The sequence below is a fragment of the uncultured Sphingosinicella sp. genome, assembly GCF_963974575.1.
Lineage (GTDB): Bacteria > Pseudomonadota > Alphaproteobacteria > Sphingomonadales > Sphingomonadaceae > Sphingosinicella.
Genome location: NZ_CAXBBQ010000008.1, coordinates 54,314 through 70,601, shown reverse-complemented (window position 1 = coordinate 70,601; position 16,288 = coordinate 54,314). Strand labels below are relative to the sequence as shown.

At 65.1% G+C, this 16,288-nt stretch carries 14 protein-coding genes; 5 read left to right on the top strand and 9 right to left on the bottom strand.

From position 1 onward, the window contains the following. Positions 1 to 62: 62 nt before the first annotated feature. Genes AAC014_RS14970 through AAC014_RS14955 form a run of 4 tightly spaced genes read left to right on the top strand, consistent with a single transcriptional unit; the run spans position 63 to position 5,178 of the window. Positions 63 to 1,556, top strand: coding sequence for an aldehyde dehydrogenase family protein (locus AAC014_RS14970; protein ID WP_339709968.1), 1,494 nt, complete (start codon positions 63 to 65; stop codon positions 1,554 to 1,556). 33 nt (positions 1,557 to 1,589) lie between these two features. Then, positions 1,590 to 3,518 carry a PQQ-binding-like beta-propeller repeat protein gene (locus AAC014_RS14965; protein WP_339709965.1) on the top strand — a complete coding sequence of 643 codons (1,929 nt, stop codon included), beginning with the start codon at positions 1,590 to 1,592 and terminating at the stop codon, positions 3,516 to 3,518. Continuing rightward, a complete protein-coding gene (locus AAC014_RS14960) occupies positions 3,515 to 4,492 on the top strand; it encodes a TIGR03619 family F420-dependent LLM class oxidoreductase (RefSeq protein ID WP_339709963.1) in 978 nt (325 codons plus the stop codon). Before AAC014_RS14965 ends, AAC014_RS14960 begins: the two co-directional genes overlap by 4 nt. A gap of 20 nt (positions 4,493 to 4,512) precedes the next feature. Next, positions 4,513 to 5,178 (top strand): nuclear transport factor 2 family protein, encoded by a 666-nt coding sequence (locus AAC014_RS14955; protein ID WP_339709961.1) that lies wholly within the window; start codon positions 4,513 to 4,515, stop codon positions 5,176 to 5,178. 13 nt (positions 5,179 to 5,191) lie between these two features. Here AAC014_RS14955 and AAC014_RS14950 read toward each other — a convergent pair whose 3' ends face one another. Further along, positions 5,192 to 6,097, bottom strand: a complete 906-nt coding sequence (locus AAC014_RS14950) for a TIGR03619 family F420-dependent LLM class oxidoreductase (protein ID WP_339709959.1) — start codon at positions 6,095 to 6,097, stop codon at positions 5,192 to 5,194. A 109-nt stretch (positions 6,098 to 6,206) separates the two neighbouring features. On the opposite strand from AAC014_RS14950, the gene AAC014_RS14945 reads away from it, so the two are divergent. After that, positions 6,207 to 7,379, top strand: coding sequence for an acetyl-CoA C-acetyltransferase (locus tag AAC014_RS14945; RefSeq protein ID WP_339709957.1), 1,173 nt, complete (start codon positions 6,207 to 6,209; stop codon positions 7,377 to 7,379). A gap of 16 nt (positions 7,380 to 7,395) precedes the next feature. Here the strand turns inward: AAC014_RS14945 and AAC014_RS14940 are convergent, their stop codons facing one another. From AAC014_RS14940 to AAC014_RS14905, 8 genes are all read right to left on the bottom strand, one after another. Then, on the bottom strand, positions 7,396 to 8,028 hold the full coding sequence (locus AAC014_RS14940; protein WP_339709955.1) for a nuclear transport factor 2 family protein: 633 nt from the start codon (positions 8,026 to 8,028) through the stop codon (positions 7,396 to 7,398). Positions 8,029 to 8,051: 23 nt separating this feature from the next. Then, entirely contained in the window at positions 8,052 to 9,182 is a 1,131-nt protein-coding gene (locus AAC014_RS14935; RefSeq protein WP_339709953.1) for a CaiB/BaiF CoA-transferase family protein, read from the bottom strand. Positions 9,183 to 9,193: 11 nt separating this feature from the next. After that, a complete protein-coding gene (locus tag AAC014_RS14930; RefSeq protein WP_339709950.1) occupies positions 9,194 to 10,885 on the bottom strand; it encodes an acyl-CoA dehydrogenase family protein in 1,692 nt (563 codons plus the stop codon). A 1-nt stretch (position 10,886) separates the two neighbouring features. Then, positions 10,887 to 11,759 (bottom strand): enoyl-CoA hydratase, encoded by an 873-nt coding sequence (locus tag AAC014_RS14925; RefSeq protein ID WP_339709948.1) that lies wholly within the window; start codon positions 11,757 to 11,759, stop codon positions 10,887 to 10,889. A gap of 68 nt (positions 11,760 to 11,827) precedes the next feature. Continuing rightward, positions 11,828 to 12,610 (bottom strand): SDR family NAD(P)-dependent oxidoreductase, encoded by a 783-nt coding sequence (locus AAC014_RS14920; RefSeq protein WP_339709946.1) that lies wholly within the window; start codon positions 12,608 to 12,610, stop codon positions 11,828 to 11,830. A gap of 15 nt (positions 12,611 to 12,625) precedes the next feature. Beyond that, a complete protein-coding gene (locus AAC014_RS14915; protein ID WP_339709944.1) occupies positions 12,626 to 13,876 on the bottom strand; it encodes a CaiB/BaiF CoA-transferase family protein in 1,251 nt (416 codons plus the stop codon). Positions 13,877 to 13,893: 17 nt separating this feature from the next. Next, positions 13,894 to 15,090 carry an acetyl-CoA C-acetyltransferase gene (locus AAC014_RS14910; RefSeq protein WP_339709941.1) on the bottom strand — a complete coding sequence of 399 codons (1,197 nt, stop codon included), beginning with the start codon at positions 15,088 to 15,090 and terminating at the stop codon, positions 13,894 to 13,896. A gap of 25 nt (positions 15,091 to 15,115) precedes the next feature. Then, positions 15,116 to 16,270: an acyl-CoA dehydrogenase family protein gene (locus tag AAC014_RS14905; RefSeq protein WP_339709939.1), complete on the bottom strand. Its 1,155-nt coding sequence runs from the start codon at positions 16,268 to 16,270 to the stop codon at positions 15,116 to 15,118. Positions 16,271 to 16,288: the final 18 nt, after the last annotated feature.

Genomic DNA, 16,288 nt, shown 5'->3' with positions numbered 1-16,288 from the left:
CACCACAATGCAAAAATGGCGACGCAAGATCGCTGTGTAGATAGTCGTGGGAGGTCGCGCCGTTGGTTTCGTCCGAAGTCCCGTTCAGCGGATACGACCGCCTGTATGTCGGCGGTGAATGGATCGCGCCCTCCACAGGTGCATTTGACGAGATTCCGGATCCCGCAACGGAGTCCGTCTTCGGGCGCGCACCGGTGGGCGGCGTGCGCGAGGTGGATGCCGCGCTCGCCGCGGCGCGTCACGCCTTTGATCACGGACCATGGCCTCGCCTTTCAACCGCCGAACGCGCGGCGCGCCTGGAGCCGTTTGTTGCGTGGCTCGCTGAACGCGGCGATGCGATCGTCCGGCTGATCGTTACCGAAACCGGCGTGGCGCAGGGCCTTGCCCGCGCGGTCGGCTACGACACATCCGTCGCTGTCGGGCGCGCGATCCTGGCACTTGCCCGCACCGATCTCGATCGCAACCTGCCGCTCGAAGCCGTGCCGCTGCCTGACGGCACCGCGAATGTCGGCGCCGGTGTCGTCGTGCGCGAGCCGATCGGCGTCGTTTCCGTGATCACGCCCTATAATTTTCCGTTGCTGATGGGCATCGTCAAATCGATGCAGGCGCTGGTGATGGGTAACAGCGTGGTGCTGAAACCCTCCCCGTTCACGCCATTCGAATCGCTGCTCCTTGCCGAAGCAGCAGAGGCCGCTCGCCTTCCCGAAGGTGTCTTCAATGTCGTCACCGGCAGTGTCGACGTCGGCTCGCTGCTCACCTCGGACCCGCGTGTCGACATGGTGAGTTTCACCGGTTCGGACACCGTGGGTTCGCTGATCCAGGCGCAGGCGGCGCCGACACTGAAGCGCCTTGTTCTCGAACTCGGCGGCAAGTCCGCGATGATCGTTTGCCCGGATGCCGATCTTGACCTCGCGGTCTCGGCGGGCCTCCGCAGCATGACCATGCACGCCGGGCAGGCCTGCGGTCTCACCACGCGCCATATCGTCCATAACAGCGTCAAGTCGGCGTATCTCGATCGTCTTGCGGAGATGGCGCGCAGCGTGAAGATCGGGCACGGGCTCGTGCCCGGCGTCACCATGGGGCCGCTGATCCGCGCAAGCCAGCGCGACAAGGTGGAGTCCTATGTTCAACTGGCGCGAGATGGCGGCGGCCGCCTCGTTTTCGGTGGTCAGCGCCCGACCGAGCAGAACCAGGGCTTCTTCTATGAACCGACGCTGTTCGATGGTCTCGATAACAACAGCCCCGTCGCACGTGAGGAAATCTTCGGGCCGGTTGCCGTCATCCTCGGCGTCGATAGCGACGAAGAGGCTGTCTCCGTCGCGAACGATTCGGATTTCGGCCTCGCCGGGACGGTGTGGTCACGGAACATGGGCCACGCGTTCGAGATCGCGCGCGCCATGCGAACTGGCGGCGTCAGCATCAACGGCGGCCCCGGCAATTTCAGCGTCCACGCCCCCTTCGGCGGCATCAAGCGGTCTGGTTTCGGTCGCGAGTACGGCATCGAGGGACTGCACGAATACAGCTACGCCAAAACCATTCGTTTCCGCACCGCCTGAGCGGCCGAAGCGCAATCCAAACGAGAGACGATCATGAAAACACGTTCACCCCTGATCATCGCCTCGCTGCTTGGCCTGTCGGCGATCGCGATCGCCGCCGCTGCGCCACCGGAAGGAAAACCGGAAGAGAAAGGCGGCGGCAAGGCACTCAACGAGGCGTTCCTCGCCGCAGAGCGCGCGCGCGAGGCGATGCCCGGCGCGGCAGTCTTCCGCGAAACCTGCCTCGTCTGCCACGACGGCTCGGTGCCGAAAGCCCCGCTGACACGCATGATGGGCGCGATGATGCCGGAAGCGATCGTGCAGACACTGACGAGCGGCGTAATGCGCGACATCGGCGAAACCCTTACCGAAGACCAGCGCATTCAGGTCGCCGAATATCTCACATCGCCGCGCAAGTATGGCGACGCCAAGTCCGCTTCGCTCAAGATGTGCGAAGCGCCGCGCAAAGCCTTCGATTTCAACGACGGCAGCGATGGCTGGATTTGGGGACAGGAGGCCGACAACAGCCGCTTTGTCCCCGCCAAGCGCGGCGGCATCACGAAGGCCGACATCGGAAATCTGAAGCTCAAATGGGCATTCGGCTTCCCGAACGCGAACCGCGTGCGCTCGCAGCCCGCACTTGTCGGCGGCGCTGCGATCATGGGTAGCCATAGCGGACGTGTTTACGCGCTCGACCGCGAAACGGGCTGCGTACGCTGGACTTTCGACGCAGCGGGCGAAGTGCAGACTGGTATCGTCGTCCAGCCGTGGAAGAAGGGCGACCACAATGCGAAGCCGATCGCCATCTTCGGCGACGGTATCGGCAAGGTCTACGCGGTCGATATCCGTGACGGCAGCCTCGTGTGGAGCGACCGCCCCGAGGAGCACAGTTCCGCGAAGATCACCGCGGCGGCGGCCTATCACGACGGCGTATTCTACGTGCCCGTCTCCAGCGGTGAAATCGCCGCTGCGGGCAACCCAGCGTACGGCTGTTGCACCTTCCGCGGTCAGGTCGTCGCCTACGAAGCGCGCACGGGCCGAAAGCTCTGGCAGAGCTACTCGGTTGATACACCGGTTTCGCAAGGCACGAACCGCGCGGGCACGGAAATCTTTGGCCCCTCCGGCGCGCCCGTGTGGAATACGCCCACGGTCGATGCGAAGCGCGGCCTGCTCTACTTCGGCACCGGGGAAAATTATTCAGATCCGGCCACGACGACGAGCGATGCGATCATCGCCATCGACCTGAAGACCGGCCGGCAGAAGTGGCATTTCCAGGGTCTTGAGGGCGATGCCTGGAACATGTCGTGCGGCACTGCCAACGACGCCAACTGCCCGAAGAAGCCCGGCCCCGATTTCGATTTCGCCGCGCCGCCGATCCTCGCAACGACGAAGGGCGGCAAGCAGATCCTGATTGCGGGACAGAAATCGGGATGGGTGTTCGGCATCAATCCCGATGACGGCAAGCTCGTCTGGAAAAAGAGGGTCGGGCGCGGCGGGCTTCTTGGCGGCATCCATTTCAGCATGGCCGCCGAAGGAGGACGCATTTACGTGCCGGTCGCGGACACCAATGTCGGCGTGAAATACGAAGGCGATCCGCGCCCCGGCATCTATGCGCTCGACGCCGCGACCGGCAATTTCATCTGGGAGCATCCCGTCCCAGACAATTGTGGCGGAAAGCCGCTCTGCCATCCAGGCACGTCCGGCTCGATCACGGCGGGACCGGGCTATGTTCTGAACGGCGCGATGGACGGTTTGCTGCGTATCCATGACGGCGAGACTGGCACGGTGCTCTGGCAATACGATACGACACAGCCCGTCGTCACCGTGAACGGTGAGACCGCAAAGGGCGGTTCATTCGGCGGCGGTTCAGGCCCTGTGATGAAGGACGGCCTGCTCTTCGTCTCCTCGGGCTACGGCTATGCGGTGCAGGCGCCCGGCAACGTGCTCCTCGTGTTCGAAGCCCGGAAAGGCGCCGCCAAGTGAAGATCGGAATCCGCATTCCCTGCTACCGAAAATGGTGCCGGGGACCAGAGGTGCGCCGCATCGCCGAACGCGTGGAAGACCTCGGTTTTGACTCGCTGTGGGTTCAGGATCATCTCGTTGCGCCGCTCGGCCCGGCGGAAGAAATTTCCGTCGGCGGTACGAGCAATTTCCTGAAAGCCGGCGAGACGACGACCGCGCCTGCGCAGCCTGTATCGCTGTTCCAGTATTATGCGGGCGACGACTGGTGGCTCGATCCCTATGCGGTGTGGTCGTTCCTCGCCGGTGTCACCAGCCGGGTCACGCTCGCCAGCGACATCATCACCCTGCCCTATCGCAACCCGATCGTGCAGGCCAAAATGATCGGCACCATCGACCAGCTCTCGAACGGCCGCCTGATGATCGGCACCGGCACCGGGCACGTTGAGGCGGAATCGAAGGCGCTCGGCGTCGACTTCTCGAAGCGTGGGCGGATGCACGACGAGTACCTGCGCGTGATCCGCGCGATCCTCTCGTCCGAGGAGGCCTCGTTCGAGGGTGAATTCGTTTCGTTCGGGCCGCTGAGAACGCTGATCCGTTCCGTCCAGTCTCCCGCCCCACCCTTTTACACGGGTGGCAACGGGCCGCGCGCCATTCGCCGCGCGATCGAGCTCGGTGACGGGTGGTTGCCCAACGCCGCGGATGCCGAGGGACTTGCGAAAGGCATCGAGCTTCTCGAAATCACGGCGAAGGAAATGGGCCGCACGGAGTTGCCGCGCATCGCCGTTTCGTTGCCCAATCGCATCCGCCTTCAGACGCCGAGCGCACGGGCGGGGAGCAAACCGCTGATGAGTGCGGCGGAAGCGATCGCGGAGCTCAAAGCTTACGAAGTTATCGGGGTGGACCATGTCGCGCTCGGGCTGCTGATGCCGAATGTTGACGTCTACATCGAGCAGATCGAGGCCTTCGCGCGCGATATTTTGCCAGCATTCCGCTAAAAACCCGAGGGGAGAAACAGATGAGCATGATCGATGAACCCGACCGCGTGTGGCTTGCCGATGCGCAGCCCGAGCGGCGGGGGTTCCTTGCGCTCACGGCCGGCCTGTTCGGCCTTGCTGCGCTTTCCGGCACGGCCAAGGCGCAGGCCGCACCGTCTGCGGCGCGCGGCATTGATGCGAAGCAGATGCAGCACGAAATGGCCGCGCGTCTCGCTATCCTCGACGGTCTTGCACGCTATTGCCGCGCGATGGATCGCAGCGACCGCGCGCTGCAGGATACGATCTGGCACACCGATGCCACCGCCCAATATATGAACAATCCACTCGGCCCCTATTCGGCACCGCTCGACAGCGGCCAGAAGTTCGTGGATTCGAAGGCGCACACGCACCATCGCATCTTGAACGTCTACATCGAGGTGAACGGCGACCGGGCGGTTTCGGAAGGCTATGGCGATTCGGTGATCCGCGACCATCCGCTGGAAGACGGCACGGTGGTGGAGAGCATTTATCGTGGCCGCTACATCGACCGCTGGACGCTGAAGAACGGACGCTGGGCGATCCAGCACCGCCGCTATGTCGGCGAAATCTACGGACAGATCCGTTACGATTCAACGGACTGGCCGGCGTTCGCGAAAGTCGCGGGCAAGCACGACCGTAGCGACGATTCCTACCAGTATTTCAAGTGAGTTCGGAAGGGCGTTAGTCCGCAGCGGAATCCAAGGTTTCCTTCAGCCGCTTCAGCGCATCGATATGCTCGGCCGCGGTCGTACCCGGCAGACTAAAATTGATGACATCGACACCGAAATCGCGGCGCTTCAGGATTTCGTCGCGAATCTGGTCCTTGTCCAGGCCGGTGACGTTCAGCGTCATCTCCATCACGATCGCGCCCGGATCGCGCCCGGCCTCAAGGGCGGCGGCGCGCATTGTGTCGAACGCCTTCTGGCCGTCGGCGTCCGGCTTGAAAATCGGGAACCAGCCGTCCGCGAGGCGGCCTATGCGCTTCAGCACGGCATCGGGCGGAATCGGCGCGATGACGCGTCCGAGTCCGAAATAGAGCGGGATCGGCCGCTGGATCGGCAGCGGCGACAGGCTGACATCGACGAAATTGTGATAGACGCCTTCGTAGCTGACGTCCGGGCTTGTCCAGAGCTTGCGCATCACATCGATCTGTTCCTCGAAGCGCTTCGCGCGATCCGAGAATTCGAAGCCCATCGCCCGGAATTCGAGCGCGTTGTAGCCGATCGCGACGCCGAGGACGAGGCGGCCGCCCGAGAGAATATCCACCTCCGCCGCCTGCTTCGCGGCAAGCACCGTCTGTCGCTGCGGAAGGCCAATCACGGCGGGAACGAAGGTGATCTTGCTGGTGATGGCGGAGAGATACGCCATCAGCGTGAACACCTCGCGGATCACGCTCTTGTCGGTATAGGGCGTCTCAGCGATGCCGCCGTGGCGCTCCGCGATGATGCCGACGACATGATCAGGCAGGCGGATCCGCTCGAAACCGAAGTCTTCAGAAAGCTTCACGAACTCGATAAGCGGCTGGAGTTCCGGCCCGAAGCCGGGGAACCGGTAAAGGTTGGTGCCAAAGCGCATGTCGGCGATCATGCCGTCCTCCCGTGCTGAGCTTATCTAATTCATTTGGATAATGCACTTGACGAGAAGTGCGTGCAATGGAATTTTGCTCACAAGTAAAATTTTGGAAAGAGACCGGGTCATGGCCGAAGCCTATATCGTCGCAGTGGCGCGCAGTGCAGGGGGAAAACGCGGAGGCCGCCTTGCCGGGCTACACCCGGCGGACCTCGCGGGCCGCATTCTCGCGGATCTCGTGGCGCGCGCCGACGCCGATCCCGCGCTCGTCGAGGATGTCATCATGGGCTGCGCCTGCCCCGCAGGGGAGCAGGGCGCCAACATCGGCCGCAACGCCGTGCTGGCGGCGGGCCTGCCTGAATCGATCCCCGGCACGCATGTCGACCGGCAATGTGGTTCTTCCCAGCAGGCGCTGCACTTCGCCGCCGCCACGGTGATGTCGGGCACGATGGACGTGGTGATCGCCGCGGGCGTCGAGAGCATGACGCGCGTGCCGATGGGCCTGCCGTGGACGCTGCCCGCGCAGCATGGCTATGGCACGCACCGCAGCCCCGGCGTAGAGGCGCGCTACCCGAACACACCGTTCAGCCAGTTCAAGGGCGCCGAGCTTCTCGCCCGCAAATACGGCCTCGACCGCGCCGCGCTCGACGCCTACGCGCTCGAAAGCCATCGCCGCGCGGCGGCGGCGACGGCGGCGGGCAAGTTCAGGGGCGAAATCGTGCCCATCGAAGTGACGACGCCCGAAGGCGAAACGCTGGTCCACGACACGGACGAAGGCATCCGCGCCGACGCCAGCCTCGAGAAGATCGCAAGCGCGAAACTGCTGCAGGAGGGTGGCGTGACCTCCGCGGCAAACGCCAGCCAGATCTGCGACGGCGCGGCGGCCGTGCTCGTGGTGAACGAAGCCGGCCTGAAGGCGCTGGGCGCCACACCGCTTGCGCGCATCCATCAAATGACCGTGATCGGCCACGATCCCGTCATCATGCTGGAAGCACCGATCCCGGCGACCGAAAAGGCGCTCGCCCGCAGCGGGCTCAAGATTTCGGATATCGACCTCTATGAAGTGAACGAGGCCTTCGCCCCCGTGCCCCTCGCCTGGGCGCAGGCGCTGGGCGCGGACATGGGCAAGCTCAACGTCAACGGCGGCGCGATCGCGCTCGGCCACCCGCTCGGCGGCTCCGGCACCAAGCTGATGACGACACTGGTGAGCGCACTCCACGATCGCGGCGGCCGCTACGGCCTGCAGACGATGTGCGAGGCGGGCGGCATGGCGAACGTGACGATCGTCGAGCGACTATAGCTTTAAGGGCCGGGCGTTACTTCCCGGCCCGGAACGCCGCGAGCATCGTGTAGTAGGGATCTTCGGGCTTGCGGCGGCCGAGTTGCTCCGGGTCTGCCTTGGCGAGCGAAACATCGGCGCGCGGCTCGACGCGCTCGAATTCGTTGAGACCGCGCCGCATCGCGATTTTCCAGACGCCACCGCGCCGCTCCAGACGATCAAGGTAGCGGCCCGAGAGGAAATAATCCTCCTCGTCTGTCCCCGCAGCATTCATGCGGCGATGCGTCGCCGCGAAATAGCATTCAGCAAAGGCGCGATCGCCTTCGATCTCGATGAAGATGTTGGAGATGCTGTGGCGGGTGCCCTTCACCTTCGCGACCATCGGGAAGGCTTTGGTGATGAAATCCTGCGACAGCCCCTTGAATCCGCCATGCTGGTGCTGTGCTTCCGGCCAGAAACAGCCGCGCAGCGCCTCTTCGTCGAGCCGGTCCCAGCCGCGCGCATACTGGTTCAGGATGTCGGTGATTTCCTGATGTGAAGCGAGCCGATCGAGCCGATCGGCTGCGCCCGCCTTGCGCGGCGCAGCGGCAGCGCTGCCGGAAAGCGCGGCGACACCAACGGGCAAGGCCAAGAGCATTGCCAGCGCGCTGCGGCGTTCGTTTGTTTCCATCGGATGACCCTCCCTCGTGTTTTTCAAAGCACGCCCGCGGCTTGCAGCGCGGAAATACGATCGGCATCAATGCCCCAGTCGCGCGGCGCGCTGCTGTTGTGTTCGCCGATCTGCGGCGGCGGGCCCTGTATCGCGCCCGGCGTTTCCGAGAAACGCGGCGCGGGACCGGGTTGCACGACGCCCGCAACCTCCACGAAGGTGCCGCGCGCCGTGTTGTGGGGATGCTGCGGCGCATCATCGAGGCCGAGCACGGGCGCGAAGCAAACGTCCGTCCCTTCAAGGCGCGCGCACCATTCGGCCTGGGTTTTCCCCGCGATTACGTCTGCCAGCTTCGCGGTCAGTTCCGGCCACGCATCGCGCTGCATCTGCGCGTCGAACACCGAATCGTCGAGGCCCGCCTTCTCGCGCAGCAGCGCATAGAATTGCGGCTCGATCGGCCCCAGCGAAATCCACTTCCCGTCGGCGCAGCGGTAGGTGTTGTAGAAATGCGCGCCGCCGTCGAGCACGTTCACGGCACGCTCGTCCTTCCAGCGGCCTGTGGTGCGGAGACCGTAGAACATCGTCATCAGCGAGGCTGCACCCTCGACGATCGCGGCGTCCACGACCTGCCCGCGCCCGGTGCCGCGCGCACTGATGATGCCCGCGAGAAGGCCCATCGCGAGATAGAGCGAACCGCCGCCAAAATCGCCGACGATGTTGAGCGGGGGAACCGGCTTTTCGGCGGGGCCGATGGCGTGCGCCGCGCCGCTCAGCGACAAATAATTCAGGTCGTGCCCCGCCGCCTGCGCGAGCGGACCCGTCTGGCCCCAGCCGGTCATGCGGCCGTAGACGAGGCGCGGATTGCGCGCGAGCGCGGCATCGGGGCCGAGACCGAGGCGTTCCATGACGCCGGGGCGGAAACCTTCGAACAGCGCATCGGCCTTCTCGACGAGCGAGAGGCAGAGTTCGACCGCTTGCGCGTTCTTGAGATCGAGCGCGATCGAGCGCCGCCCGCGAAACGTGGTGTTGGTCGGCTCGCCGCCCGTCCTCGCACCCTTGCGATCGATGCGGATGATGTCCGCGCCGAGATCGGCGAGAAGCATCCCGCAGAACGGGCCCGGACCGATCCCTGCGAATTCCACGATCCTGATGCCGGAAAGCGGCCCTTCCGCCAACGCTGATCTCCCTAGTTGGTTTCGTCGAGCAGGCGGCGTGCGATCACCTGCGCCTGAATTTCGCCCGCGCCTTCGAAGATGTTGAGGATACGTGCGTCGGCGAGCAGACGGCTCGCCACATATTCGGTGGCGAAGCCGTTGCCGCCGTGAATCTGGAGCGCGTTATCCGCCGCCGCCCACGCCACGCGCGCGCCGATCAGCTTCGCCATCCCGGCTTCGAGATCGCAGCGCTTGCCTTCATCCTTGCGGCGCGCAGCGAAATAGGTGAGCTGGCGCGCACCCATGATTTCCGCCGCCATCATCGCGAGCTTGTTGGCGACGCGCGGGAATTCGATGATGGCGCGGCCGAATTGTTTGCGTTCGAGCGCGTAGGCAAGGCCCGTATCGAGCGCCGCCTGCGCGACGCCGACGGCGCGGGCCGCCGTTTGAATGCGCGCGCTTTCGAAAGTCGCCATGAGCTGCTTGAAGCCCTGCCCCTCGACGCCGCCGAGCAGGTTCGCGGCGGGAACGCGGAAACCATCGAAACCGATCTCGTATTCCTTCATGCCGCGATAGCCGATCACGTGGATCTCGCCGCCGCTCATGCCTTCGGCCGGGAATGGATTTTCCACCGTGCCGCGCGGCTTCGGCGCGAGCAGCATGGAAAGGCCGCTATAATTGTTCGTCGCGGGATCGGTGCGGACGAGAAGCGTCATCACGTCGGCGCGCGCGGCGTGTGTGATCCACGTCTTGTTGCCGTGAACCGCGTATTCATCCCCCGAACGCACCGCCCGTGTGCGAAGCGAACCAAGATCGGAGCCGGTGTCGGGCTCGGTGAAAACCGCTGTCGGCAGCGTTTCGGCGCTGGCGATCTTCGGCAGCCATTCGGCCTTCTGTGCTTCCGAGCCGCCGCAGAGAATGAGTTCCGCCGCGATCTCCGAGCGCGTGGCGAGCGAACCCACGCCGATCCAGCCGCGCGAAAGCTCTTCGGAGACGACGCACATCGCCGTCTTGCCCATGCCGAGGCCGCCGTAATTTTCCGGGATCGTCATGCCGAACACACCGAGTTCGCCGAGTTCCTCGACGAGCGGCAGCGGGATGAGTTCGTCGGCGAGGTGCCATTCGTGCGCGAAGGGCTGCACCTTTTCCTGCGCGAAGGCGAAGAACTGGTCGCGCACCATGTCTGTGATCGAATCGAGGCCCGCGTCCTCGAGGATCGCGCGGCCGCGCGTTTCCATGAGATGCGCGACGATCGCGGTCTTCACGCCCTGCCGCGTGCCCGCGCGGATCAGCACATCGAACGCCGGAACATCCAGTATGCCGAGCGCCGAAACATCATCCGCAAAATCGAACGGACGGATCACCTCGCCCTGATTCATCGGGATGCCGCCGCGCATCTGCGCGCCGTATTCGGCAAACAGCAGCAGCGCGAGCAGCGCCTCCACCTCGCCGAAGCGATCTTCGCTTTCAAGCCGCACCGCCCAGGCCGCGACTTCGCTCATCATCTCGGCGTAGGACGCATACCAGCCGAAACCGTGGACGATGTGCTGTTCCGCATCGGCACGGCGACGATCGATGCGCCCGTCCGCACCCGACAGCCGCACGCGCACATCACCGCGCACCGCCGTTACAAACGCCTGCGCCGCGTCCGCCGCCTGCCGGAGCAGAGCGGGCAGCGCATCTGGAATCAGGTGCGTCTGGTCCTGCTCGAATGCCGTGGCCATATCAGCCTTCGCCCGCCTGTTCCTTGTTGGCCTTCGCCATCGCCTTGGCATCGAGGCCGCCGACGAGATTGCCCGTCATCAGCTGGTTATGCGCGTGCGCGAGATGGTGCATGTGGAACACGCCGTCCATCGCCTGCCGCTTGCCGCGCAGGTCTTCCACGAAGTTGATCGCCTGCTTGGTGAGCGCGAGGCCGAAGCGGTCGCGCTGTGCGATTTCGGCGGCGATCTTCGCGACTTCCGCGCGCAGGCTCTCGCGCGGGTAGATGCGGTTCACCATGCCGAACTGGTGGGCGCGTTCGGCGGGCATCCGTTCGCCGAGCAGCAGCAGCTCACGCGCGACGCGCGGCGGCAGTTCGAAGGCGTGCGCGAAATATTCGACGCCGGGCTGCCCCATCCGCACCACCGGATCCTGGAAAAAGGCGTCTTCGCTGGCGATGATGAGGTCGCACACCCACGCCAGCATCAGCCCGCCCGCGATGCAGGCGCCCTGCACCATCGCGATCGTCGGCTTCGGGATTTCCTGCCAGCGGCGGCAAAGACCGAGGTAGGCATCCTGTTCGAGCACATATTGCCGCTCGGCACCGCCCTTGTTGGTATGATCCCACCACAGGTGCACGCGCTCGCGCTGAAAGTTCGAGTCTTTCTCGGGCGTGCCGATGTCGTGGCCCGCGGAGAAGTGCTTGCCCTCGCCGCCGAGCACGATGACCTTGACGCCGTCGTCCTCCACCGCGCGCTTGAACGCCGCATCGAGCTGGTTCAGCAGCCGGTAGTTCTGCGCATTGCCGTATTGCGGGCGGTTCAGCATCACCCAAGCGACGCCTTCATCCACCGTGTAGGTGACGAATTCCGGCACAGTTTCGTCCACTGCCGTCATGCCCGAGCCTTCCCCGATATCAAATTCATTTCTGCACTATGGTACAAAATTGATCCGATCACAAGGGCTCAGCGCGGTGCCATGCGGATCGCGCCGTCGAGACGGACGTCCTCGCCATTGAAATAGTCATTCTCGATCATCGCGAGCGCGAGCGCGGCATACTCCGCCGCGCGACCGAACCGCTTTGGGAACGGCACGCTGGCGGCGAGCGATTGCTTCACGGCATCCGCCGCACGCGCCATCAGCGGCGTATCGAAGATGCCGGGCAGGATCGTATTCACGCGGATGCCGTCGTTCATCAGGTCTCGCGCCATCGGCAGTGTGAGACTGACCACGCCGCCCTTCGAGGCCGCATAGGCGGCCTGCCCGATCTGCCCGTCCTCAGCGGCGACGGAAGCGGTGTTGATGATGACGCCGCGCGCGCCATCTTCGAGCGTGGTGAGGTCGAGCATCCCCTTCGCGGCTTTGGCGGCGCAGCGGAACGTACCGATGAGGTTGATCTGGATGATGCGTTCGAACGCATCGAGCGGAAAGTGCTTCGTCTCGCCGGTCGCCTTGTCGCGGCTCGCGGTCTTCACGACGTTGCCGGTCCCTGCGCAGTTGACGAGGATACGCTCCTGGCAGTGCGTGGCGCGCGCCGCCGCAAAGCCTTCATCGACGGAAGCCTCCGAGGTGACATCCACCTTCACGAACAGCCCGCCGATTTCGGCCGCGACCGCGCCGCCCTTCGCATCGTCGAGATCGAACAGCGCCACGCGAACGCCCTTCGCCGCGAGTGCGCGCGCCGTCGCCTCGCCGAGCCCGGAGGCGCCGCCCGTGACCACCGCCGCGACAGTGTTGTTGAGATCCATATCCGTCCTTTCAAATCAGCCTTCGCCGCGCTGCGCGATCACGGCAGCGTCGGCGAGCGTATCGAGCTCCGCGTCGGGAAGTCCGAGCCAGTCGGCGAGCGCTTCGCGGCTGTGCTCCCCGACAAATGGGGGGCGCCGCCGGAAGGTTGCGGGCGTGCCGCTGAGCTTGCCGGGATAGGCAACGCTCGGCACCTTCATGCCGTCCTCGCGCTCGAATTCGTGCACGGTGCCGCGCGCCGCCACGAACGGGTCCGAGAAGACCTTCTCCAGCGTATTGACCGGCCCGGCGGGCACGCCCGCGCCCACCAGCCGCTCGACGAGCGGCGTCACGTCTTCGTCCGCGACGCATTCCTGAATGCGCGCCTCCAGACCCTCGCGGTTGATGACGCGGTCGGCGTTCGTCACATAGCGCGGGTCTGTGGCGAGTTCGGGCACGCCGAGCACCTTGCACATCTGGCGGTACTGGCCGTCGTTTCCGACCGCGATGATGATGCTGCCGTCCTTCGCCTGAAACGTCTTGTAGGGCACGACGGTCGGATGCCGGTTGCCGAGGCGTCCCGGCTCCTGCCGTCCGACGAGCCAGCTGAGCGCCTGGTTCGCCAGCATCGACATCTGCGTGTCGAGCAGCGAGATATCGATGTGCTGCCCCTCGCCCGTGCGCTCGGCATGGCGCAGCGCCATCAGGACGCTGACGGTCGCGTACATGCCGGTCGACACGTCGGTGATGGCGACACCGACCTTCAGCGGTTCACCGCCGTTTTCGCCGGTAATGGTCATCAGCCCGCCCATGCCCTGCGCGACGAAATCGTAGCCGCCGCGCGCGGCATAGGGGCCGGTCTGGCCGAAGCCGGTGATCGAGCAATAGACGAGGCGCGGGTTCACCGCCTTCAGGCTCTCGTAATCGAGGCCGTACTTCTTCAGCCCGCCGACCTTGAAATTCTCGACCAGAATGTCGGCATCCGCCGCGAGGCGGCGCACGAGTGCGGCGCCTTCGGGCGACGCGATATCGATGGCGACCGAGCGCTTGTTGCGGTTGCACGAGAGGTAATAGGCGCTCTCGCCGCGCCCCTCCTCATTCGGCCCCTTGAGATACGGCGGCCCCCATTGCCGCGTGTCATCACCCCGGCCGGGCGCTTCCACCTTCAACACATCCGCGCCGAAATCGGCGAGGATCTGCGTACACCACGGCCCCGCGAGCACGCGCGACAGATCGAGAACCTTGATCCCGGCGAGCGCCGCCGGGGTTGAGGCGTCAGTCGCCGACATGGTGTCCTCCATGGGCTTCAGGCCCGTTCGAAGATCGCGGCGAGCCCCTGGCCGCCGCCAATGCACATGGTTTCAAGGCCGTAGCGCCCGTCGCGCCGCGCGAGTTCGCGCAGCAGGTTCGCCAGAATGCGGCCGCCGGTGGCGCCGATCGGATGACCGAGCGAAATGCCCGAGCCGTTGACGTTAAGCCTGTCGCGGTCGTCCCAGCCCCAGCCCTTGAGGCAGGCGAGCACCTGCGGGGCGAACGCTTCGTTGAGCTCGACGAGGTCGATCTCGTTCCAGCCGAGACCGTTACGCGCGAACAGGCGCTCGACGGCGGGAACCGGGCCGATACCCATGCGCGACGGGTCGCAGCCCGCCGCCGCCCAGCTGTGCAGATAGCCCATCGGCTCGAGGCCGAGTTCGGAAAGCTTGTCTTCCGCAACGACGAGGCAGGCGGCAGCAGCGTCGTTCTGCTGGCTGGCATTGCCCGCCGTCACCACGCCATCCTTCTCGATAACCGGCAGCTTCGCGAGCGATTCCGGCGTCGCATCGGAACGGATGCCTTCGTCCATCGCGAAGATCACCGGGTCGCCCTTGCGCTGCGGCACGGGCACCGGGACCAACTCGTCGTCGAACTTGCCCGCGGCCCACGCGGCGGTCGCGCGCTGGTGGCTCATGGCGGCATATTCGTCGCACGCTTCGCGCGAGATGTTATAGTCCTTAGCGAGATTGTTCGCCGTCTCGATCATGCCCGAGATAATGCCGTAGCGCGCGATCGGCTGTGACATCACACGGCCGCGCGTCAGCCGGTCGTGGAAGGTGGTGGAACCGGAGCGCGCGCCCCAGCGGTGATCCATCGAATAATATTCGACGTTGGACATGCTTTCGACGCCGCCCGCGATCACCACGTCCGCCGCGCCGGTCTGGATGCGCATCGCCGCGTCGATCACGGCCTGCAGGCCGGAGCCGCAGCGCCGGTCGAGCTGCACGCCGGGGATCGATTCCGGCAGACCCGCCGCCAGCGCCGACCAGCGGCCGATGCAGGGCGCCTCGCCGTTGCCATAGCCTTGCGAAAATACAACGTCGTCAATGCGTTCTGGATCGATCTTCGTGCGATCGACGAGCGCCTTGATGATGATAGCGCCAAGATCTCCGGCGCTCATGGACTTCAGCGAACCGCCATATTTGCCGACGGCGGTGCGGATGGGGGCAACGATGGCGGCTCTGCGCATGGGCGTGTCCTTCGAAAACTTGAGGTCAGGCGGCGGCTTCGGCCTGCCGGATCATCTGCTTGGCGATAATCGTCTGCTGGATCTGCGTCGTGCCCTCGTAGATGCGGAGCAGGCGAACATCGCGGTAGAAGCGCTCGACCTTGTATTCGGCCATGTAGCCCGCGCCTCCGTAGATCTGCACGGCACGGTCGGCGATGCGGCCGACGGCTTCCGAAGCGTGGAGCTTCAGCGCCGAACATTCGAGGCTGACCGCCTCGCCCGCATCGAACTTCGCGGCGACCGACTGCATCAGGGCTTCGGTCGTCAGCATATCCACCTTCATGTCGGCGAGCATCGCCTGCACGAGCTGGAAGTTCGCGATGCGCTCGCCAAACTGCTTGCGATCCATCGCGTAGGCGAGGCTCATCTCAATGAGTCGCTCGCACATGCCGAGCGCGACGGCAGCGATATGGATGCGGCCGCGGTCCAGCACCTTCATCGCGGTCTTGAAGCCGCGCCCGGGAACGCCGCCGATGATGTTCGCGGCAGGCACGACGACATCGTCGAGGATCACGTCGGTCGTGACCGAGCCCTTCTGGCCCATCTTCTTGTCGGGCTTGCCGAGCGTGATGCCGGGCGTGTCGGCGGGCAGGATAAACGCGGAAATGCCGCCCGCGCCTTTCACGTCCGCCTCCGTGCGCGCCATCAGCGTGAAGACGTTCGCGCGCGGCGCGTTGGTGATGTAGCGTTTGGTGCCGGTGATGCGGTAGGTGTCGCCGTCGCGCACCGCGACGGTGCGCAGCGAGGCTGCGTCGGAGCCCGCTTCGGGCTCGGTGAGGCCGAAGCTGGCGATGGCCTCTCCGGTCGCGAACTTCGGCAGCCATTCCTGCTTCTGCGCCTCCGTACCGTCCATCACGATGCCCTGGCTGCCGATGCCCACGGTGGTGCCTATCACCGACCGGAACACCACGGACGCGCGCGTCAATTCCCGGATGATCGCCGCCTCTTCGGACATGGTGCAGCCGAGCCCGCCGTAAGCCTCCGGCACGGAAATGCCGAACAGGCCCATCTCGCGCATCTCGTTCACGATCGAATCGGGAACGGCGTCGGCCTCCTCGACCGCGTCTTCAGCCGGGATCAGGCGTTCATTGACGAAACGGCGGATGGTCGAACGAAACAGTCCGAACGTCTCTGCATCCATTGCGATCTCTCCTCCAGA